Annotated in this window: 17 protein-coding genes; 7 read left to right on the top strand and 10 right to left on the bottom strand. The window is 72.2% G+C overall.

The window, feature by feature from the left end; genetic code table 11:
* Nucleotides 1-14: 14 nt before the first annotated feature.
* The 7 genes from EV684_RS02665 to EV684_RS02640 form a co-directional block, all read right to left on the bottom strand.
* Nucleotides 15-1,349, bottom strand: coding sequence for an NfeD family protein (locus EV684_RS02665; RefSeq protein WP_132644647.1), 1,335 nt, complete (start codon nucleotides 1,347-1,349; stop codon nucleotides 15-17).
* A 142-nt stretch (nucleotides 1,350-1,491) separates the two neighbouring features.
* On the bottom strand, nucleotides 1,492-2,490 hold the full coding sequence (locus tag EV684_RS02660; RefSeq protein ID WP_132644646.1) for a cytochrome-c peroxidase: 999 nt from the start codon (nucleotides 2,488-2,490) through the stop codon (nucleotides 1,492-1,494).
* 254 nt (nucleotides 2,491-2,744) lie between these two features.
* Entirely contained in the window at nucleotides 2,745-3,722 is a 978-nt protein-coding gene (locus tag EV684_RS02655) for a lysylphosphatidylglycerol synthase domain-containing protein (RefSeq protein ID WP_132644645.1), read from the bottom strand.
* The gene (gene clsB, locus EV684_RS02650; protein ID WP_132644644.1) at nucleotides 3,712-4,953 is read right to left on the bottom strand and encodes a cardiolipin synthase ClsB; all 1,242 of its coding nucleotides are present in this window, start codon (nucleotides 4,951-4,953) and stop codon (nucleotides 3,712-3,714) included. The genes EV684_RS02655 and clsB overlap by 11 nt, the downstream gene beginning before the upstream one ends.
* Nucleotides 4,950-5,705, bottom strand: coding sequence for an endonuclease/exonuclease/phosphatase family protein (locus tag EV684_RS02645; protein WP_132644643.1), 756 nt, complete (start codon nucleotides 5,703-5,705; stop codon nucleotides 4,950-4,952). Before EV684_RS02645 ends, clsB begins: the two co-directional genes overlap by 4 nt.
* A 110-nt stretch (nucleotides 5,706-5,815) precedes the next feature.
* Nucleotides 5,816-5,956: a hypothetical protein gene (locus tag EV684_RS23895; protein ID WP_165908374.1), complete on the bottom strand. Its 141-nt coding sequence runs from the start codon at nucleotides 5,954-5,956 to the stop codon at nucleotides 5,816-5,818.
* A 62-nt stretch (nucleotides 5,957-6,018) separates the two neighbouring features.
* Nucleotides 6,019-8,238, bottom strand: a complete 2,220-nt coding sequence (locus tag EV684_RS02640; RefSeq protein ID WP_132644642.1) for a dehydrogenase — start codon at nucleotides 8,236-8,238, stop codon at nucleotides 6,019-6,021.
* Nucleotides 8,239-8,312: 74 nt separating this feature from the next.
* On the opposite strand from EV684_RS02640, the gene EV684_RS02635 reads away from it, so the two are divergent.
* Nucleotides 8,313-9,608 (top strand): iron-containing alcohol dehydrogenase, encoded by a 1,296-nt coding sequence (locus EV684_RS02635; protein WP_242478389.1) that lies wholly within the window; start codon nucleotides 8,313-8,315, stop codon nucleotides 9,606-9,608.
* On the opposite strand, the gene EV684_RS02630 is transcribed toward EV684_RS02635, so the two are convergent.
* From EV684_RS02630 to EV684_RS02620, 3 genes are read right to left on the bottom strand one after another with little or no spacing between them, the layout of a single operon-like run.
* Nucleotides 9,609-10,301 carry an anaerobic ribonucleoside-triphosphate reductase activating protein gene (locus EV684_RS02630; protein WP_132644640.1) on the bottom strand — a complete coding sequence of 231 codons (693 nt, stop codon included), beginning with the start codon at nucleotides 10,299-10,301 and terminating at the stop codon, nucleotides 9,609-9,611.
* Nucleotides 10,288-10,506 carry an anaerobic ribonucleoside-triphosphate reductase gene (gene nrdD, locus EV684_RS02625; RefSeq protein WP_132644639.1) on the bottom strand — a complete coding sequence of 73 codons (219 nt, stop codon included), beginning with the start codon at nucleotides 10,504-10,506 and terminating at the stop codon, nucleotides 10,288-10,290. Before nrdD ends, EV684_RS02630 begins: the two co-directional genes overlap by 14 nt.
* A 29-nt stretch (nucleotides 10,507-10,535) precedes the next feature.
* Complete coding sequence (locus tag EV684_RS02620; protein WP_132644638.1) at nucleotides 10,536-12,578, bottom strand: ribonucleoside triphosphate reductase; 2,043 nt, start codon at nucleotides 12,576-12,578, stop codon at nucleotides 10,536-10,538.
* A 277-nt stretch (nucleotides 12,579-12,855) separates the two neighbouring features.
* Between EV684_RS02620 and ubiU the strand changes: the two genes are divergently transcribed.
* The 6 genes from ubiU (at nucleotide 12,856) to EV684_RS02590 (ending at nucleotide 19,975) form a co-directional block, all read left to right on the top strand.
* Complete coding sequence (gene ubiU, locus EV684_RS02615; RefSeq protein ID WP_132644637.1) at nucleotides 12,856-13,875, top strand: ubiquinone anaerobic biosynthesis protein UbiU; 1,020 nt, start codon at nucleotides 12,856-12,858, stop codon at nucleotides 13,873-13,875.
* Nucleotides 13,876-13,879: 4 nt separating this feature from the next.
* Complete coding sequence (locus EV684_RS02610; protein ID WP_132644636.1) at nucleotides 13,880-14,809, top strand: U32 family peptidase; 930 nt, start codon at nucleotides 13,880-13,882, stop codon at nucleotides 14,807-14,809.
* Complete coding sequence (gene ubiT / locus EV684_RS02605) at nucleotides 14,806-15,258, top strand: ubiquinone anaerobic biosynthesis accessory factor UbiT (protein WP_132644635.1); 453 nt, start codon at nucleotides 14,806-14,808, stop codon at nucleotides 15,256-15,258. Before EV684_RS02610 ends, ubiT begins: the two co-directional genes overlap by 4 nt.
* Nucleotides 15,259-15,431: 173 nt before the next feature.
* Complete coding sequence (locus tag EV684_RS02600; RefSeq protein WP_132644634.1) at nucleotides 15,432-17,138, top strand: methyl-accepting chemotaxis protein; 1,707 nt, start codon at nucleotides 15,432-15,434, stop codon at nucleotides 17,136-17,138.
* A gap of 252 nt (nucleotides 17,139-17,390) precedes the next feature.
* Entirely contained in the window at nucleotides 17,391-18,797 is a 1,407-nt protein-coding gene (locus EV684_RS02595) for a bifunctional enoyl-CoA hydratase/phosphate acetyltransferase (protein ID WP_132644633.1), read from the top strand.
* The gene (locus EV684_RS02590; RefSeq protein ID WP_132644632.1) at nucleotides 18,794-19,975 is read left to right on the top strand and encodes an acetate/propionate family kinase; all 1,182 of its coding nucleotides are present in this window, start codon (nucleotides 18,794-18,796) and stop codon (nucleotides 19,973-19,975) included. The genes EV684_RS02595 and EV684_RS02590 overlap by 4 nt, the downstream gene beginning before the upstream one ends.
* The last annotated feature ends 10 nt before the right edge of the window (nucleotides 19,976-19,985 follow it).

The raw sequence follows: 19,985 nt of genomic DNA, 5'->3' as shown, positions 1-19,985 counted from the left end.
GGGTGGTGCGGGCCTCAGCCCGGGGGTGGGGCCGCGCGTGCGACGCGCAGCGTGAGGCCGTCGACGCCGAGCACGTGCACCCCGTCGCCCGGGGCGAGCGGGGCCTCGGCGACGGCGCGCCAGCGTTCGCCCTGCAGCAGCACGTGGCCCTGGCTGCCGGCCCAGTCGAGCACACGCGCCGTCTCGCCGAGCATCGCCGGCGTGCCGCTGCGCGGCTGCTGGCGCCGCGCCTGCAGCGCCGCGCGCACGACGAGCAGCGCCGCGGCCGCACAGGCCAGCGCCAGGCCGGCGACCAGCGGCAGCGAGACCTCGACGGCGCCCGGAACCTCGGTGTCGACGAGCAGCAGCGCGCCCAGCACGAAGGCGACGACGCCGCCCAGACCGAGCACGCCGAACGAGGCCGCGAAAGCCTCGGCGATCATCAGCGCCAGGCCCAGCAGCAGCAGCGCCAGGCCGGCGACGGTCACCGGCAGCGTCGACAGCGCGTACAGCCCCAGCAGCAGGCTGATCGCGCCGACGACGCCGGGCACCAGCGCGCCCGGGCTCATGGCCTCGAACAGCAGGCCGTAGACGCCGATCGCCATCAGGATCAGCGCCAGGTTGGGGTTGGAGATCACGGCCAGCGCACGCGTGCGCCAGTCGGCCTCGTGGTGGCGCAGCGCCAGGCCCGCGGTGTGCAGCGTCACCGTGCCGGCGGCCAGCTTCACGCTGCGGCCGTCGGCCTGCGCCAGCAGCGCCGGCACCGATTCGGCGACGATCTCGACGACGCCGGCGGCCAGCGCCTGCGGCGCGGCCAGGCTGGCAGCGTCGCGGACCGCGCGTTCGCCCCAGTCGGAATTGCGCCCGCGCAGTTCGGCCAGCGAACGCAGGTAGGCGACCGCGTCGTTCATCGCCTTGGCCGCCGACGGGTCGGGCGTGGAGGCGGCGCGCCCGGCTTCGACCGGCGGCCCGCCCAGCGCCACCGGCGTCGCCGCGCCGAGGTTGGTGCCCGGGGCCATCGCCGCGAGATGGCTGGCGTAGACGATGAAGGTGCCGGCGCTGGCGGCGCGTGCGCCCGCCGGCCCGACCCAGGCGATGACCGGCAGCGGCGCGGCGGTGATGGCGCGCACGATCTCGCGCATCGACGTGTCCAGCCCGCCGGGCGTGTCGATCTGCAGCACGACGACCGCCGCGCCGTCGCGATGGGCGGCGGCGATGCCACGTTTCAGGTGGTCGGCGGCCGCCGGGCCGACGGCGCCGTCGAGCCGGAGCACGAACGCCGCGGCGGGCGGCTGCGGCTGTGCGCCCGCGCTCCACGCCACCAGCAGGCACAGCAGGGCCAGGAGCGTGAAGGGCAGGGCGGGGCGCATCCGGCGCCGTCAGCAAGCGGCGCGCCCGGTGTCGGCAGCGGCGTGCTCTGACGCCGGCGATCAGTGTGTCGTCGACAAAAGAACAGCCCCGCGCCGGACAGGCCGCGGGGCGGGGTGGCGCCGGCGGGCCGGCGCGGTGGGGCTACTTGAACGGCTGCGGCCGCGGGGTCTTGTCGCTGGACGGCGGCAGGATCGGCAGCGTGAAGCTCGGCTGGTCGCCGGTCAGCGTCTTCAGGAAGGAGACGATCTTGGCGTTCTCGTCGGGCGTGAACTTCTTGCCCAGCTGCAGCCGGCCCATGATGTCCACGGCTTCGGTCAGCGTGTTGGCCGCGCCGTCGTGGAAGTACGGGTAGGTCATCTCGACGTTGCGCAGCGTCGGCACCTTGAAGTTGAAGCGGTCGGCGTCCTTGCCGGTGACCGCGACGCGGCCCTCGGCCGGGCTGCTGGCCTTGTACGGCGCGACCACGCCCATCTTCTGGAACGAGTTGCCGCCGACGGCCGGGCCGTTGTGGCAGCCGACGCAGCCGCTTTCCTTGAACAGCTTGTAGCCGGCGAGTTCGTCGGCGTTCAGCGCGTCCTTCTTGCCCAGCAGCCACTGGTCGAAGCGCGAGTTCGGCGTCACCAGCGTCTTCTCGAACTCGGCGATCGCGGCCGTGACCTGGTCGATGTCGATCTTGTCCTTGCCGAAGACCTGCTTGAACTCGCGCTGGTAGGCCGGGATCGACTCGAGCACGCCCAGGGCCAGCGTGTGCGTGAACGCCATCTCGCCCGGGTTGGCGATCGGGCCGCCGGCCTGGGCCTTCAGGTCGGCCGCGCGGCCGTCCCAGAACTGGGCGACGTTGAGGCTGGAGTTCAGCACCGTCGGCGCGTTGATCGGGCCTTGCTGCCAGCGGTCGCCGATCGAGGTCGGGATGTTGTCGGTGCCGCCCATCGACAGGTTGTGGCACGAGTTGCACGAGATGAAGCCCGACTTGGACAGGCGCGGGTCGAAGTACAGCTTCTTGCCCAGTTCGACCATGCCCAGGTTCACCTGCTGCGGGGGCACGATCGGCTGGATCGGCTCCTGGCTCTGGGCAACGGCCGCGCCGACGGCCAGGACACTGGCGGCGGCCAGGGCGACCGGGGTCCAACGAATGCGCATGGAATCTCCTCTATCCGTCCGAATCTGTAGCCGGTGGCCGGGACGGCCCATCGGGCACCGGGGCGATCTGGAATCAGTCCAGACGACGGATGCATTCCAGTCCTGACCCCGCGGTCACGATCTGACACAGCGCAAAGCCGGATAAATCGACCAAATCGCAACGGCGTCTGCCTCGCAGAGACCCCGCTGGCGTTGTGGCGACGCGGCAACTGCCGCAGTGCAATGGTCGGGAACAGGCGCCGGCGGCGGCGCCGTCAGCGCGCCGAAGACGGCGCTGGCGCGGCCTGCCTGCCGCGCGCCTCGAGCGCGAAGTACAGCGTGGTGGCCACGGCCAGCGGCGCGAGGTAGTAGACGGCGCGGTAGGCCAGCAGGGCCGCCAGCACCGGCCCCTGGCCCAGCCGCGCGCCCAGCAGCGCGACGAACACCGCCTCGATGACGCCCAGCCCGGCCGGCAGATGCGTCACGACGCCGGCCACGGCCGCCAGCAGCAGCGCCGTCAGCACGTCGGGGTAGGGCAGCGTGCGCCCCAGCAGCACGTGGCAGACGCCGGCGATCAGCGCCCAGTTCGTCGCCGACAGCAGCAGCTGCAGCAGCGCCACGCGCAGCGGCGGCAGCACCAGCTCGTGGCCGCGCAGCCGCCAGCTGCGCCGCCGCGCGAAGGCGCACAGCGCGACGTAGCCCGCCGCGGCCAGCAGCAGCGCGCCGCCCAGCAACCGCAGCGCGGTGCGGCCCAGCTCCCAGTCCGGCGGCAGCGCCGGCGGCCGCAGCAGCAGCACCGTGCCGCCGAGCACGAAGTAGCCCAGCCAGTTGGTCAGCAGGCTGTAACCCAGCACGCGCGTCACGACGCCGGGCGCCAGCCCGAGCTGGCCGTAGAGCTTGTAGCGCAGCGCGAAACCGCCGACCAGCGCGCCCAGGTTGAGGTTGAAGGCATAGGAGATGAAGCCCACCGCGGCCACGCGGGGCGCGGCCAGGCCGTGGCCGGTCAGCTGGCGGCCGATCAGGTCGTAGGTGGCGTAGAGCGCGTGGCTGGCCGCGGCCAGCGCCGCCGCGAGCGCGAGCGTCCCCGGCTCGACACGCTGCAGCGCGTCCCAGGCCGCGCCCCAGTCCATCGAACGTGCAACCTTGGCGACGAGCGCGCCGACGACGACGATGAAGGCGATGCCCAGCCAGCGGCGTGCGCGCGGCCACCACGAAGGCGCGCGAGCGCGGCGCGGTGCGGCCTCATCCGGCATGCAGGCTCCGCGCCTCGTCTTCGCGTTCGGAGGCCGGCGCGGGCGGCGGCGGGGTTTCGACCAGCTGCAGCGTCGGCCGGTGCGCCGGCAGCACACGCGCCCAGAGCGGGAAGCGTTGGGCGAAGCGCAGCACGAAGTAGCTGCGCAGCCGCACCCACAGCCGCCAGCGCGGCGTCGGCTCGGGCTTCACCTCCTCGCAGCTGTGGCGGATCAGGTGCTGCAGCCGCTCGCGCAGCTGCGCCGCGAAGCCGCGGTCGCGCAGGATGACGTTGGCCTCCAGGTTCAGCGACAGGCTCAGCGGGTCGAGGTTGCTCGAGCCCACCGTCGCCCAGTCCTCGTCGACGACCGCCACCTTGCCGTGCATCGGCCGGTCGCAGTACTCGTGGATGTGCACGCCGTCGCGCAGCAGGTGCTCGTAGAGCAGGCCGGCGGCGGTCTTCACGATCGGCATGTCGGGCGTGCCCTGCAGCACCAGGCGCACGTCCACGCCGCGCCGGGCCGCGCGCCGCAGCTCCTTCAGGAAACGCCAGCCGGGGAAGAAGTAGGCGTTGGCGATGATCACGCTGTGGCGCGCGGCGCGCAGCGCGGCGCGGTACTGGCGTTCGATGTCGGCGCGGTGCTCGAGGTTGTCGCGCGTGACGAGCATTGCCTGCACCGGGCCTTCGGTGCGCGGCGGCGGCAGCCGCGGCCGCTGCACCGGCGGCTCGCCGCGTGTGCCGCCGCGGATCGCGGCGAGCGCGAACTGGCGGATGGTCTCGACCACCGGCCCGCGCAGCCGCACCGAGTAGTCCTGCTTGGCCTCCGGCCCGAAGTCGGCCAGGTGGTCGGCCGAGTAGTTGATGCCGCCGACGAAGGCCGTCTCGCCGTCGACGACGACGATCTTGCGGTGCATGCGGCGCAGCACGTTGAAGCGCCGGCCGAACAGCCGCCAGCTCGGGTCGAAGCTGCGCAGGCGCACGCCGGCGGCGCGCAGCGAGCCGGTGAACTCGGGCGACAGGTCGGGCGAGCCGAAGCCGTCGACCATCACGTCGACCTGCACGCCGCGCTGTGCGGCCTCCAGCAGCGCCGCGTGCAGCGCCAGCCCGACCTTGTCCTCGAAGAGGATGAAGGTCTCCAGCAGCACCTCGTGGCGGGCGTTGCGGACGGCGTCGAAGACGGCGGGGAAGAAGGCCTCGCCGTTTTCGAGCAGCTCGACGGTGTTGCCGTCCTGCCAGCGTGGCCGCAGCTTCACAGCGCGATCTCCGCAGCCAGCGGCGCGTGGTCCGACAGATGCGCCCAGGGCCGGTGCGGCAGCGGCAGCGGGCGGTGGCCGCGCGTGTTGCGCACGTAGATGCGGTCCAGGCGCAGCAGCGGGAATCGCGCCGGGAAGGTGCGTGCCGAACGACCGTGCGCCTTCACGAACACCTCGTGCAGACCGAGGCCGCGCTCGAGCACCGGGTGGGCGCGGTCGCGCCAGTCGTTGAAATCGCCGGCGACGACCAGCGGCGCGTCGTCGGGCACCTCGCGCCGCACCAGCTCGCACAGCCGGTCGAGCTGGCGCCGGCGATGGCCCTCGGCCAGCCCCAGGTGCACGCAGACGGCGTGCACCTGCGCGCCTTCGGCCGGCAGGCGCAGCGTGCAGTGCAGCAGGCCGCGCGCCTCGTGGCCGTCGACCGAGACGTCGTGGTTGGTGTAGGCGACGATCGGGTACTTGGACAGCAGCGCGTTGCCGTGATCGCCGTGCGGGTAGACGGCGTTGCGGCCGTAGGCGAACTGCGGCCACAGCTGGTCGGCGATGAACTCGTAGTGCGGTGCCTGGGGCCAGCGCGCGACGCCTTCCGAGTGGCGGCGGTGGGTGCCATGCACCTCCTGCAGGAAGACGAGGTCGGCGTCGACCGCGCGCACCGCGTCGCGCAGCTCGTGCAGCACGAAGCGGCGGTTCAGCGCGGTGAATCCCTTGTGCGTGTTCACGGTCAGGACGCGGATCGAAGGCGGGCTCTTCATCGGGGGGTGGAGGGCAGCAGGACCGCCGTCAGTGTCCGCAGGCGGAGCCGGGTGCTCGTGTAGGAAGACACCGCCGGGCCACGACGGTGCCGGCCGCGCCGCGCTGCCGGTCAGCGTGCCGGCAGCCGGGGTGCCCGCGTCGCGAGGCGGTGCTGCGGCCGGCGCGCCGCGGCGTGCGCGCGCGCAGGCGCACGCGGCCGGCCGGCGGCCAGGCCGCAGAACGGGCGGCACAGCGGCGGCCGTGCCGTCATCGGGAAAACCGTTCGGAATGCGGGGCCATGCCGCCCCGGGGCAAGCCGGATGCCCGCGCCGTTCAGGCGACCGGTTCGGTGCGGCTGCGTGCGCGCGAACGCCGGCCCAGGCCGTCCAGCGCCGGTTGCGGGGTGGCCGCCGGCGCGGGCTTGCCGCGGCGCGCCTTGGGCGCGCTCTTCGGCGCGCTCTTAGGCTCGGCGGCTTCGACGGCCGGCGCCGCGGCGGCCCGCGGGCGCCGCTTCGTCGGCGCGGCCGCCTCGGCTTCGCGCTTGCGCGCCGCCAGCGCCAGCCGGCGCACACGCGCGATGTCGCGCTCGGTGATGACGCCGTTGACTCCGGAGATCGCGGCCAGCTTCATCCCGTGTTTCAGGCCCAGCTTGTAGATCTCGCGCACCTTCTCCCACTCGATCGCGCGGCCGACGGTGAAGTTCTCGAAACGGCCTTCCAGCGCCAGCACGATGGTCTCGGCCAGGCAGGCGTAGGCGACGCCCGGCGGCAGGCCGATGTTCTTCATCTTCACCTGGCCGGGGAGCTGGATCTCGCCGGACTCGATGACCAGCACGTCGGGGCGCCTGGCCACGTCCTCGGGCGACAGGTCCAGCGGCCGCGCGACGTCGGTGATCACGCAGCCGGGCTTGACCTTCATGATGTCCAGCACCTTCTTGCCGGCGCCCGAGGTCGCGGTGACGATCATGTCCATCTGGGCGATGTGCGTGTCGGCCTTGGCGCTGAGCACGATCTTCGCGTCGGGCGTCTGGCGCAGGATGGACTCCTGCAGCGCCAGCAGCTTGGCGGTCTCGGGCGAGACCAGCGTCACCTCCTCGGCGGCGCGCACCAGCAGCCGCGCGCAGGCCGAACCGATGGCGCCGGTGGCGCCGACGACCATGGCCTTGAACTTCACGCGTTCGTCGCCCTGGGGCGGCTCGACGAGCTTCAGCCGCAGCAGCGCGTCGTGCGCCGCCCACAGCGCGCCCGAGGCGCTGTAGCTGTTGCCGGTGGTGATCGGCAGCGTCGCGCGCCGCGCCACCGTCGCGCCGGCGTCGCCGACGACCTTGGTGAAGGCGCCCAGCCCCATGATCTGCGCGCCGAGCTTCCTCGCCATCTCGGCGGCGGCGAGCAGCCGGCGGTAGGTGAACTCCGGCGGGTGGCTCATGATCTCGCGCGGCGTGCCGCCCACCGAGATCAGCCAGCCCTCGGCCTCGGCGCCGGTCGGCGACTTGATGCCCTCGATCTTCGAGTAGACGAAGGGCGGCGCGTAGGCCATCGCCTTCTCCAGCGAGTCCATCAGCAGCGGCGGCGAGACCCTGGACAGCATCTCGATCGGCTTGACCTTCTTGAAGTACTCCTGCGACAGCGGGTGGATGACGAAGGCGAAGCGGTTCTTGCGCTGCACGCCGTTGGGGTAGAGCACGCGCGGGCGTGCGTCGAGCATCTGGATCAGCTCGAGGTAGTCGTCGTCGTACAGCGTGCCCGGCGCCTTGCCGGTGGCCGCGAGGATCATCGCGTCGAGCAGCTCGTGGCCGAGCACACGGCCCTGGACGACCGGCGAGGCGTCGACGACCATCGCCACGCCCTTCTCGCGGAAGGCTTCGAGACGGGCGTCGTTGACGGTCGCGGTGACGATCGTCTTGCCGGCCAGCTCCTCGGTGCCGAAGCGGTCGAGCTCGTGCACCGGCGCGACGATGACGGTGGCCTTCTTCATCGCCTGGCGCAGCACGTGGTCGGTCCAGCGCTCCAGCAGCGTGGTGCTCGGCAGGCGCTTCGGAGCCCAGCCGGCGACGTAGTGCGAGCCGGTGGCGTACAGCGACAGCGCGTCCAGCGAGGTCAGCAGCTTGGGCACACCCAGCTGCAGCAGCGGGTCGGCGAAGAACAGGTTGGGCGTGAACTCGGCCATCGCCGAGGCCAGCTTGCGGTTGGCGACGCCGGAGAAGAACAGCACCAGCGCGTTGTCGAAGTAGCGCCCGAGATCGGCCTGCACATGGCGCAGCGCCCATTCGAGATAGATTTCGGCCAGGTGGGCGCCGGTGGTGCAGGGCGCGTGTTTGAGCGTGGCGGCGAGTTCGGCGCCGCCGGTCGTGGCGCCGACGCTGCGCGGGTCGGGCCCGGCGCCGATGCCGATCGCGGCGGCGCGGCGGTCCCAGTAGGCCAGCCGGCGCGCGGCGACCTCGGTGTCGCCGTCGGTGCCGATGCGCCGCACGCGCAAGGGCTGGCCGAGCAGCGTGGTGCGCAGTTCAAAGTCCTGCGCTGCTGCGCCGAGGCTGATGCCGATCACGCTCTTCATACGTTGTTCGCGCCAGAGTGGACCCGGGACGGGCATGGTGGAGGGTTGAGGAGATGGCCAACTTGATCGGGGACATGGCCCGCACCGTCGGGCTCCCCAAGCTGAAGCAGGCAGCAGGCGTCGTCACCAAGCGGCTGCCGATCCCGCAGCCCTTGTTGATCGTAGGGCCGGGAGCAAGCGCCAAGCTCGGCCAGGCGATCGGGGATTTCACCCATCGGAAGGTCATGCTGGTCACCGACGCGACGGTGATGAAGCTCGGCCTGGCCGAACCGCTGTGCGCCGCGCTGGCCGCGGCGGGCACCGCGGTCGTGGTCTTCGACCGCGTCGAGCCCGACGCGCCGATCCCGGTCATCGACGCCGGCATCACGCTGCTGCGCGACGAGGCCTGCGACGCCATCGTCGCCTTCGGCGGCGGCTCGGTGATGGACGCGGCCAAGGTCATCGGCCTGGCGGTGGCCAACGGCAAACCGCCGCGGGCGCTGGTCGGTTACTTCAAGGGCCTGCACGGCCCGCTGCCGCTGTACGCGGTGCCGACGACCGCCGGCACCGGCAGCGAGGTCACCGTCGCCGCGGTGATCTCCGACCCGAAGGCGCAGCGCAAGCTGGTCGTCGCCGACACGCGGCTGGTGCCGCGCATGGCGGCGCTGGATCCGGAGCTGATGGTCGGCCTGCCGCCGGCGATCACCGCCGCCACCGGCATGGACGCGCTGACGCACGCCGTCGAGGCCTACATCGGCGACTGGTGCACCGACACCACCGACCGCTGGGCGCTGGCCGCGGTCGGCATGGTCTTCGAGCAGCTGGAGCGCGCCGTCACCGACGGCGGCGACCTCGTCGCACGCGAACGCATGGCGCTGGCCTCGACCTACGCCGGCCTGGCCTTCACCCGCGCCAACGTCGGCAACGTGCACGCGATCGCGCACCAGTTGGGCGGCCTGTACCACGTGCCGCACGGGCTGGCCAATGCCATCGTGCTGCCGGCGGTGCTGCGGTTTTCGGCGCCGAACTGCGAGCCGCGGCTGGCGGCGCTGGCGCGGCGCGCCGGAGTCGGTGCGCCCGACGACGGCGACACGACGCTGGCGCACAAGTTCATCGACGCCGTGGCCGAGCTCAACCGGCGCATCGGCATCCCGGCGACGGTCGACGCGCTGCGTGCCGCCGACATCCCCAAGCTCGCCCAGGCCGCCTGCCGCGAGGCCGACGCCAACTACCCGGTGCCGCGCGTGATGACGCAGGGCGACTGCGAAGCCATCCTGCGGTCACTGCTGCCGGCCAAGGCGGCGGCGCGCAAGCGCACGGCGGCCAAGACAGCCGCCAAGCCGGCGGCGAAGAAGACCGCCGCGCGCAGGAAGGCCGCCGCGCCGGCCTGATCAGCGCAGCGTGAGCTCGGGGCCGAGTTCGCGCAGCCAGGACAGCACCGCCGGCTCGGGCCAGCGCCAGGGCTGCTCGAAACCCGGTGTGCCCGCTCGCGGGTGCCACTGCTGCAGCACCCAGCGTTTCGCGCCGGCGCTCTTCAGCGTCAGCGCCATCTTCGCCAGCGTCTCGTCACTCTGCAGTGCCGGGTGGTAGGTCGTGCGCACCTCGTGGTCGACGCCGCTGGCGACGACGGCGGCCAGCGCCTCGTGCACCGGCGCGCCGCTGCACGGGCGGCCGGTCAGCGCGTCGTGGCCGGCCAGGTCGGTCTTCAGGTCCAGGCCGACCCAGTCCAGCGCCGGCAGCAGCGCCTCGAGCTTCTTCGGGTAGATGCCGGCGCTGTGCAGGCCGACGGCGAACCCCAGGCTGCGCGCGGTGGCCACGGCCTCGGGCAGCGCCGGGTCCAGCGTCGGCTCGCCGCCGCTGAAGACGACGCCGTCGAGCAGCCCGCGGCGGCGCGCCAGCGTCGCGACGACCTCGTCCCAGTGCGGCCCGGCGGCGCCGTCCCGCGGCTGCAGCGCCGGGTTGTGGCAGTAGACGCAGCGCCAGGGGCAGCCCTGGACGAAGACGACCGCCGCGAGGCGGTCGGGCCAGTCGGTGGTGCTCAGCGGCTGGAAGCCGCCGACGGCCAGCGCCTCAGGCGCAGCCACACTCGACGCTGGCCGTCACGTCGGCCGCGGCGGCCGGGCGCCCCGGCTCGTCGAAGTAGCGGCGCTCCATGAACTCGCCCTGCTTGCCGATGTTGAACGAGGCCATCGGGCGGTGGTAGCCCATCACGCGCGTCCAGACTTCGCAGCGGGTGCGTTCATGCTCTTCGAGCTGCGGGTGGACGAGAGGGGTCTGGCTGTGGCTCATGCGGTTTTCCTTGGTTGGGGTGGCGGCCGTCAGGCGGCCGGGGTGGCGCGTGCGGCCTTGGCGGCCTTGCGTGCCAGGGCTTCCTCGTCGCACTTCGGGCAGAACGCGTGCTCGCCGGCGAGGTAGCCGTGTTTCGGGCAGATCGAGAAGGTCGGCGTCACCGTGATGTAGGGCAGCCGGTAGCGTTCGAGCGAACGGCGCACCAGGTCGCGGCAGGCGAGTGCCGACGAGACCCGTTCGCCCAGGTACAGGTGCAGCACGGTGCCGCCGGTGTACTTGCGCTGCAGTTCCTCCTGGCGCTCCAGCGCCTCGAAGGGGTCGGTCGTGAAGCCGACCGGCAGCTGCGAGGAGTTCGTGTAGTACGGGCGCTCCGCCGTGCCGGCCTGCAGGATGCCGGGCAGGCGCTTCTTGTCTTCCTTGGCGAAGCGGTAGGTCGTGCCTTCGGCCGGCGTCGCCTCCAGGTTGTAGAGGTGGCCGGTCTCCTCCTGCAGCTCGACGATGCGTGCGCGGATGTGGTCCAGGTAGCGCACCGCCATCGCGTGGCCCTCGGGCGAGGTGATGTCGCTGCGGTCGGCGCTGAAGTTGCGGATCATCTCGTTGATCCCGTTCACGCCGATCGTCGAGAAGTGGTTGCGCAGCGTGCCCAGGTAGCGCTTGGTGTACGGGAACAGGCCGCTGTCGATGTGGCCCTGGATGACCTTGCGCTTGATCTCCAGGCTGGTGCGCGCGATGGCTATCAGGCGGTCGGTGCGCGCCAGCAGGCCGGCTTCGTCGCCGGCGTGCAGATAACCCAGGCGGGCGCAGTTGATCGTCACCACGCCCAGCGAGCCGGTCTGCTCGGCCGAGCCGAACAGGCCGTTGCCGCGCTTCAGAAGCTCGCGCAGGTCCAGCTGCAGCCGGCAGCACATCGAGCGCACCATGTTCGGCTGCAGGTCCGAGTTCAGGAAGTTCTGGAAGTACGGCAGGCCGTACTTGGCCGTCATCTCGAACAGCGGCAGCGTGTTCGGGTGCTCCCAGTCGAAGTCGCGGGTGATGTTGTAGGTCGGGATCGGGAAGGTGAACGAGCGGCCCTTGGCGTCGCCTTCCATCATCACGTCGATGTAGGCGCGGTTGATCATGTCCATCTCGGCCTGCAGATCGCCGTAGGCGAACGGCATCTCCTGGCCGCCGATCACCGGCACCTGCTCGCGCAGGTCCTCGGGGCAGGTCCAGTCGAAGGTCAGGTTGGTGAACGGCGTCTGCGTGCCCCAGCGCGAAGGCACGTTCAGGTTGTAGATCAGCTCCTGCAGGCTCTGGCGCACCTGGTCGTACGTCAGCCCGTCCTTGCGGATGAAGGGCGCGAGATAGGTGTCGAAGGAGCTGAAGGCCTGGGCGCCGGCCCACTCGTTCTGCAGCGTGCCGAGGAAGTTGACGATCTGGCCGACGGCGCTGGACAGGTGCCTGGGCGGGCCGGCCTCGACCTTGCCCGGCACGCCGTTCAGGCCCTCGTGCAGCAGCGTGCGCAGCGACCAGCCGGCGCAGTAGCCCGAGAGCATGTCCAGGTCGTGGATGTGCAGGTCGGCCTCGCGGTGGGCGATGCCCACTTCCGGCGGGTAGACGTGGTTGAGCCAGTAGTTGGCGACCACCTTGCCCGAGACGTTCAGGATCAGCCCGCCCAGCGAGTAGCCCTGGTTGGCGTTGGCGTTGACACGCCAGTCCTGGCGCGCCAGGTACTCGTTGACCGAGCGCTCGACGTCGACGGCGACGCTGCGGTCCTGGCGCAGCGCGCGGCGCTGCTCGCGGTAGACGATGTAGGCGCGCGCGGTGTCGAAGTGGCCGGCCTCCTGCAGCACGCGCTCGACCTCGTCCTGGATCTGCTCGACGCCGGTGACGCGGCGGCGCAGGCGCTCGCTGACCTGGCGGGTCAGCTCGGCGGCGCGTTCGGCGTCGTATTCGCCGGTCGCGGCGCCGGCACGCGCCAGCGCGTCGGCGATCTTGGAGGGGTCGAAGGCGACGGTGCGGCCTTCACGCTTGATGACCGCCAGCGGGGCGGCCTGGGTGTCGGCAGAGGGGGGCAGGGCGGCGTCTGTCATGCGCGTTGACACTATCTATGGTGTGTAGGCGGCGAACGATACCCAACCGCTAGCGTCCATCGATCCCGAACACGGCCGCACTTGATGCAGTGCAAGTTCGCTGCGCGAAGGGCTTGCGCCGGCCGCGGCCTGGCGCTTGACGCGCCCGGCGCCGGTCGCGGACCCTGGCGGCCGTGTGGTGTCCGTGCCGTTTCGGGGCGTTTGCGGGCGCCCGGTTCGCACCGCTCTTGACGTCCCGCAAGCCGCCGGCGGAGCCGGCGCCTAGACTCCGCCCGCCATGCAACAGCCCCCCTTCGCGGCGCCCGAACTGGTCTGCCCCGCGGGCTCTCTGCGGGCCCTCCAGTTGGCCGTCGACGCCGGCGCCGACACGGTCTACCTGGGCCTGAAGAACGCCACCAACGCCCGGAACTTCGCCGGCCTGAACTTCGACGACGCCCAGGTCCGCGAAGGCATCGCCTACGCGCACAAGCGCGGCCGCAAGGTCCTGATGGCGCTGAACACCTTCGCCCAGTCGGCGGACGTGACGCCCTGGTACCGCGCGGTGGACACCGCGGTCGACTTCGGCGCCGACGCGCTGATCTGCGCCGACACCGCGGTGATGGGCTACGCCACGCGCACGCACCCCGAGCTGCGTCTGCACCTGTCGGTGCAGGCCTCGGCGACGAGCTACGAGGCGATCAACTTCTACCAGCGCCACTACAACATCCAGCGCGCGGTGCTGCCGCGCGTGCTGACGCTGCAGCAGGTGCAGCACGTGCTGCGCAACACCTCGGTCGAGATCGAGTGCTTCGCCTTCGGCAGCCTGTGCGTGATGGTCGAAGGCCGCTGCACGCTGTCGTCCTACGCCACCGGCCAGTCGCCGAACAACGTCGGCGTGTGCTCGCCGCCGTCGGCCGTGCGCTGGACCGACACGCCCTCGGGCGTCGAGTCGCGCCTGGGCGGCATGCTGATCGACCACTACGCGCCCGACGAGCCGCGTGGCTACCCGACGATCTGCAAGGGCCGTTTCGTCGTCGAAGGCAAACGCGACTACGCCATCGAGGAGCCGACCAGCCTGAACACGCTGGCCATCCTGCCCGAGCTGATGAAGATGGGCGTCAAGGCGCTGAAGATCGAAGGCCGCCAGCGCAGCCCCGCCTACACCGAGCAGGTGACCAAGGTCTGGCGCCAGGCCATCGACGCCGCCAAGGCCTCGCCCGACCGCTTCAGCGTCCAGCCCACCTGGACCGCGACGCTGGGCCACCTCGCCGAAGGCCAGCAGCACACCCTCGGCGCCCTGGACCGCCCGTGGCGGTAAGAGCATGAGTTCCGAACGCATAAAGCTGACCGTCGGCCCGGTGCTGACCTACTGGACGCGCCAGGCGCTGATGGATTTCTACGCCGGCGTCGCCGAATCGGCCGCCGACACCGTCGTGCTGGGCGAGGTCGTCTGCTCGCGCCGCTACGAGTTCAAGCTCGACGACTGGCTGGACCTGGCCGCCGATCTGCGCGCCGCCGGCAAGGAGATCGTGCTCGCGACGCAGGGCCTGATCGAGTCCGAATCCGACCTGCGTGTCGTGCGCCGCATCGCCGAGCAGCGCGACTACCTGGTCGAAGCCGGCGACGGCTCGGCGCTGGCGGTGCTCGAACAGGCCGGCGTGCCGTTCGCGATCGGCCCGCACCTGAACGTCTACAGCCGCGCCGCGCTTGAGGAGCACGCCGGTTTCGGCGCCGTGCGCTGGACGGCGCCGGCCGAGCTGCCGCTGGACGCGATGGGCCGCGTCAACCCCGCCGCCGACCCGGTGAAGGCCGGCCAGACGCCGGTCGAGACCGAGGCCTTCGCCTTCGGCCGCATGCCGCTGGCGTTCTCGGCGCGCTGCTTCACCGCGCGCCACCACCGGCTGAGCAAGGACCAGTGCGAGTTCCGCTGCCAGGACTACCCCGACGGCCTGCTGCTGTCGACCAGCGACGGCAAGCCCTTCCTGGTGCTCAACGGCATCCAGACCCAGGGCGCGGCGCAGCACTGCCTGATCGAGCAGCGCGAGCAGATCGTCGCCAACGGCGTGCGCCGGCTGCGCCTGTCGCCGTGCTCGCAGCACTTCACGACCGTGCTCGCCTGCTTCGAGCAGGTGATGAACCAGGGTGCGCCGGCCGCGGCCGCGCGCCGTGAGCTCGAGGCCATCGCACTGCCGGGCGGCCTGGCCAACGGGTACGCGCAAGGTCGCGCCGGCATGGAATGGAAAGCCGCATGAGCCCCAAGTCCCAAGCCTTCGTCGCGCCGCGCTCGCTGGCCGAGCTGCACGCGCTGGCTGCCGCCAAGGTCAAGCCCGTCGTGCAGCGCCTGCCGATGCAGCCGCCCAGCCTGGTGCTGGCGCTGGCGATGAACAAGCTCTTGCTGCCGCGCCTGCCGGCCGATGCCAAGGCGGCGCTGTCGGGCCGCAGCGTCGAGGTCGCGGTCACCGACCTGGGCCTGGCGATGAAGCTGCAGCTCGGCGAACGTGGCTTCGTGCTCGCGCCGCAGAGCCAGCCGGTCGCGCTGCGCATCGCCGCCGCGCTGCCCGACTACCTGCGCCTGCTGCGCGGCGAGGACGACGCCGACCGCCTGTTCTTCGAGCGTGCCCTGGTGATGGAAGGCGACACCGAGATGGGCCTGGTGCTGAAGAACACGCTCGATGCGCTCGGGCCGCTGTTCCGCTTCTGATCCGGCGCAAAGCTGATATTTATCAGTTTTGCCTTTTTGCGCAATTTGACCGTTCTGGCGCGTTTCAGGACCGATAACCCGGTCTTTTGCAACGACTGCCACCGCCGTTATTCCCGATGATCGAATCTGTGGCTCCACTGTGCGGGGCCCCGTTCGATCCAAAGAACAACGGCATGAACATCACCGCTTTCACCGTCCGCACCCGGCTGCTCGCCAGCTTCGGGCTGCTCGCTTCGCTCGTTCTCGTGGTCAGCGGCTTCGCGCTGCACGCACAGTGGAAGAGCTACCGCGTCTTCGCCGGCTACATCAACGAAGACGCGCAGCGCCTGCAACTGTCCAACCGGGTGCTCGACGCCGCCAGCGCGCGTGCGATCGGCGCGCGCGATCTGGTCATCGTCGACTCCGAGTCCGAACGCGCGGCGCTGAAGTCGGCCGTCGGCCAGGCCGACCAGCGTGTGCAGCAGAACCTCGCGCGCCTGAAGCAGGCGCTCGCCGCTGCCGACGACATCGGCGAGCGTGAGCGCGAACTCTTCAGCACCATCGAACGCATCGAGGCCGAGTACGGCCCGGTGGCGCGCGCGATCGTCGAACTGGGCGCCTCAGGCCAGCGCGAAGAGGCGATCCGCCGCATCGACGAGCAGTGCCGGCCGCTGCTGGCGCGCCTGATCACTGCGGCCGACGCCTACGTCCAACACGGCAACGAACTGGCCGCCGAGCACGTCGCGCAGGCCGATGCCGCGTTCGCCGCGCAGCGCTGGCTGATGGTCGGTGTCGGCCTGGCCGCGATGCTGCTGGCCGGCGTGCTGGCCCATCTGGTGACGCGTGGCATCACGCGGGCGCTGGGTGCCGAGCCGGGTGAACTCGGTGCGGCGGCTTCGCGCGTGGCCGACGGCGACCTCGGCCCGGTGCCGGGTGCCGAACGCGCCCCGGCGGGCAGCGTGCTCGCCTCGCTGGGCGCGATGCAGCAGAGCCTGGCGCGCATCGTCGCCCAGGTGCGTTCGGCCTCCGACTCGATCGCCACCGGCACCTCGCAGATCGCCACCGGCAACGCCGACCTGTCGCAGCGCACCGAGGCCCAGGCGTCCAACCTGGCCGAGACCGCCGCGTCGATGGATCAGATGAGCGCCTCGGTGCGTCACAACGCCGAGACCGCGCAGCAGGCCACCCAACTCGCCGGCTCGGCGAGCACCGTGGCGCGCCAGGGCGGTGAAGTCGTCGGTGCCGTCGTCTCGACGATGCAGGAGATCAGCGACAGCTCGCGCCGCATCGCCGACATCACCGGCGTCATCGACGGCATCGCGTTCCAGACCAACATCCTGGCGCTGAACGCCGCGGTCGAGGCCGCGCGTGCCGGCGAGCAGGGCCGCGGCTTCGCCGTCGTCGCCGGCGAGGTGCGCTCGCTGGCCCAGCGCGCGGCCGAAGCGGCGCGCGAGATCAAGGCGCTGATCGGCAGCTCGTCCGAGAAGGTCGAGGCCGGCTCGCGCCTCGTCGGCGACGCCGGCCGCACGATGGCCGAGATCGTGACCCAGGTGCAGCGCGTGGCCGACCTGATCGGCGAGATCGGCCATGCCACGGCGGAACAGACCGCCGGCATCGCCCAGGTCAGCATCGCGGTCGGCGGCCTGGACCAGGCGACGCAGCAGAACGCCGCGCTGGTCGAAGAGAGCGCTGCGGCCGCCGAAAGCCTGCGCCAGCAGGCCGAGCGCCTGACGACGCTGGTCTCGGTGTTCCGGCTCGCCGCCGGCGAGCCGGCACCGACGCGCGCCGCCGCCACGCCGCGGCCGCCCGTGCGGCCTGCGACGCCCAAACCGGCCCCGCGCCCGGCCGCGGCGCCCGTGCCGGCGACGACGGCCACCAGCGAGGACTGGACCAGCTTCTGACCCGGGCGCGGCGCCCGTCGCCGCGCTTGACGCAGGTCATGTGCGCTGCAGCAATACAGCGCGCCCCACCCGCTGACCGGCCGCGCTAGGCACTGCGCCCCACACGGCGCGGCCCGGTCCCGCCAGAATCGGTCCGTCGGCTGCCCCGGGTCTCGACCGGTCGGCCGCCGCGCCGTGCGCTTGCCGCGCGGCGCCGCCGTCCTGCCGCGCCGCGGCGGACGCACCGCCGAGACGACCAGCGAGGACCGATCCATGGGTGCCCAGGAAGGCCTGATCGAGAACCTGACCTACGACGAGCTGCGTCCGGGCCAGCGTGCGCAGATGATGCGCACGCTGTCGATGGACGACATCAACGCCTTCGCGCTCGTCTCCGGCGACGTCAACCCGGCGCACGTCGATGCCGAGTACGCCGAGGGCACACGTTTCAAGGGCGTCATCGCGCACGGCATGTGGGCCGGCGCGCTGATCTCCAGCCTGCTGGGCACCGAGTTCCCCGGCCCCGGCACGATCTACCTCGAGCAGAGCCTGCGTTTCCACCGCCCGGTGCACCTCGGCGACACGCTGACGGTGGGTGTCACGGTGGCCGAGAAGGACGACGCGACGCGCAACGTGGCGCTCGACTGCATCGTGCTCAACCAGCACGGCGACCAGGTCGTCACCGGCCGTGCGCTGGTGCGCGCGCCGACGCAGAAGATCGTGCGTCCGCGCACGGCGATGCCGACGATGCACCTCTTCGACCCCGAGGCGCGGCTCGAAGCCTGGGTGCAGACCCAGAGCGGCCACGCGCCGGTGCGCTGCGTCGTCGTGCACCCCTGCGACGAAGGCTCGCTGCACGGCGCGCTCGACGCGCGCGCGCACGGGCTGATCGAGCCGGTGTTCGTCGGCCCGGCGCTGCGCATGCGCACGCTGGCCGAGCAGCTGGAGGTGTCGCTGGACGGCATCGAGATCGTCGACGTGCCGCACAGCCATGCCGCGGCGGTGGCGGCCGCCGCGCTGGCCGCACGCGGCGAGGCGCAGATGCTGATGAAGGGCAGCCTGCACACCGACGAGCTGATCAAGGCCGTGCTCGACGAGAGCTCGCTGCGCACCGGGCGGCGCATGTCGCACGTCTACCGCTTCGAGGTGCCGGCGTACCCGAAGCCGCTGCTGGTCACCGACGCGGCGATCAACATCGCGCCCTCGCTGGCCGAGAAGGCCGACATCGTGCGCAACGCCGTCGAGCTGGCGCACGCGCTGGGCGTGCACCAGCCGCGTGTCGCGCTGCTGTCGGCGGTGGAGACGGTGACGCCGCGGCTGGCCTCGACGCTGGACGCCGCGGCGCTGTGCAAGATGGCCGACCGCGGCCAGATCACCGGCGCGCTGCTCGACGGCCCGCTGGCCTTCGACAACGCGATCTCGGTGGAGGCCGCACGTATCAAGCACATCGAGTCGCCGGTGGCCGGCAATGCCGACATCCTGGTCGTGCCCGACCTGGAAGCCGGCAACATGCTCGCCAAGCAGCTCGAGTACCTGGCCGGCGCCGCCAGCTGCGGCGTCGTGCTCGGCGCGCGCGTGCCGATCGCGCTGACCAGCCGCGCCGACGCGGCGATCTCGCGCATGGCCTCGGCGGCGCTGGCCGGCGTCGTCGCACGCGCCATCGCCGCCGCGAAGGCGCGATGAGCGCGGCACCGCGCGACGCGGTGCTGGCGCTCAACGCGGGCTCCTCGTCGCTGAAGTTCGGGGTCTACGAGCGCCAGGGCCCGGCGCTGTGGACCGGCCTCTTCGAAGGGCTGGAGCCCGGCGGTGCGCCCAGCTGGCACCTCGCCGGCGAAGCGGCGCGCACGCTGGTGCCGGCGCCCGGGCAGGACGGTTTCGCCGCCGCGCTGGACGCGCTGCTGGCTTTGCTGGCGGCCCGCGGGCGGCGGCTGGCGGCGGTGGCGCACCGCGTCGTGCACGGGGGGTCGCGCTGCGTCGCACCCTGCGTGCTGGACGCCGAGTTGCTGGCTTACCTGCACACGCTGGAGCCGCTGGCGCCGCTGCACCAGCCGCACAACCTGGCCGGCGTCGCCGCGATCCACCGTGCGCTGCCCGGCCTGGCGCAGGTCGCCTGCTTCGACACCGCCTTCCACGCGAGCATGCCCGAGGTCGAACGCCGGCTGCCGCTGCCGCGTGACTTCGAGTCGCGTGGCCTGCGGCGTTACGGCTTCCACGGCCTGTCCTACGAGTCGGTCAGCGGCACGCTGGCCAGCGTCTCGCCGCGCGCCGGCGGCCGGCTGCTGATGGCCCACCTGGGCAACGGCGCCAGCCTCTGCGGCACGATCGGCGGGCGTTCGGTCGCCTCGTCGATGGGCCTGTCGGCGCTGGACGGGCTGATGATGGGCACCCGCAGCGGCGCGCTCGACCCCGGCGTGCTGCTCTACCTGTGGCGCGAGGGCTGGACGCTGGAGCAGGTCGAGCGTCTGCTCTACAAGCAGTCGGGCCTGCTCGGCGTCTCCGGGCTGTCGGCCGACATGCGCACGCTGCGCGCCAGTGCCGAGCCGGCGGCGGCCGAGGCGATCACGCTCTTCACCCACCGCCTGCTGCGCGAGGCCGGCGCCATCGTCGCCGTGCTCGGCGGGCTGGATCTGCTGGCCTTCACCGGCGGCATCGGCGAACACGACGCGCAGCTGCGCGAGGACGTCGCCGCAGGGCTGGGTTTCACCGGCCTGGTGCTCGACACCGCCGCCAACCGCGCTGCGCCGCCCGACCGGCCGGTGCCGGTGCACGCTGCCGCCAGCGCGGTCGAGGTCTGGGTCGTGCCGACCGACGAAGGCCGCGTCGCCGCCGACGCCGCCTTCCGCCATCTCGACGCCGCCTGAGTTCCAAGGA

Source organism: Rubrivivax gelatinosus, from assembly GCF_004340905.1.
GTDB lineage: Bacteria > Pseudomonadota > Gammaproteobacteria > Burkholderiales > Burkholderiaceae_C > Rubrivivax > Rubrivivax gelatinosus.
This window is presented reverse-complemented; position numbering and strand designations above follow the sequence as displayed.

Coding starts and splice junctions, on each gene's coding strand:
- EV684_RS02595 (WP_132644633.1), top strand. CDS start 17,391: ATGGGTGCCCAGGAAGGCCTGATCGAGAACCTGACCTACGACGAGCTG.
- EV684_RS02590 (WP_132644632.1), top strand. CDS start 18,794: ATGAGCGCGGCACCGCGCGACGCGGTGCTGGCGCTCAACGCGGGCTCC.
- EV684_RS02660 (WP_132644646.1), bottom strand. CDS start 2,490: ATGCGCATTCGTTGGACCCCGGTCGCCCTGGCCGCCGCCAGTGTCCTG.
- EV684_RS02620 (WP_132644638.1), bottom strand. CDS start 12,578: ATGACAGACGCCGCCCTGCCCCCCTCTGCCGACACCCAGGCCGCCCCG.
- EV684_RS02635 (WP_242478389.1), top strand. CDS start 8,313: ATGGCCCGCACCGTCGGGCTCCCCAAGCTGAAGCAGGCAGCAGGCGTC.
- EV684_RS02665 (WP_132644647.1), bottom strand. CDS start 1,349: ATGCGCCCCGCCCTGCCCTTCACGCTCCTGGCCCTGCTGTGCCTGCTG.
- EV684_RS02610 (WP_132644636.1), top strand. CDS start 13,880: ATGAGTTCCGAACGCATAAAGCTGACCGTCGGCCCGGTGCTGACCTAC.
- EV684_RS02645 (WP_132644643.1), bottom strand. CDS start 5,705: ATGAAGAGCCCGCCTTCGATCCGCGTCCTGACCGTGAACACGCACAAG.
- nrdD (WP_132644639.1), bottom strand. CDS start 10,506: ATGAGCCACAGCCAGACCCCTCTCGTCCACCCGCAGCTCGAAGAGCAT.
- EV684_RS23895 (WP_165908374.1), bottom strand. CDS start 5,956: ATGACGGCACGGCCGCCGCTGTGCCGCCCGTTCTGCGGCCTGGCCGCC.
- EV684_RS02640 (WP_132644642.1), bottom strand. CDS start 8,238: ATGAAGAGCGTGATCGGCATCAGCCTCGGCGCAGCAGCGCAGGACTTT.
- EV684_RS02600 (WP_132644634.1), top strand. CDS start 15,432: ATGAACATCACCGCTTTCACCGTCCGCACCCGGCTGCTCGCCAGCTTC.
- ubiT (WP_132644635.1), top strand. CDS start 14,806: ATGAGCCCCAAGTCCCAAGCCTTCGTCGCGCCGCGCTCGCTGGCCGAG.
- EV684_RS02655 (WP_132644645.1), bottom strand. CDS start 3,722: ATGCCGGATGAGGCCGCACCGCGCCGCGCTCGCGCGCCTTCGTGGTGG.
- ubiU (WP_132644637.1), top strand. CDS start 12,856: ATGCAACAGCCCCCCTTCGCGGCGCCCGAACTGGTCTGCCCCGCGGGC.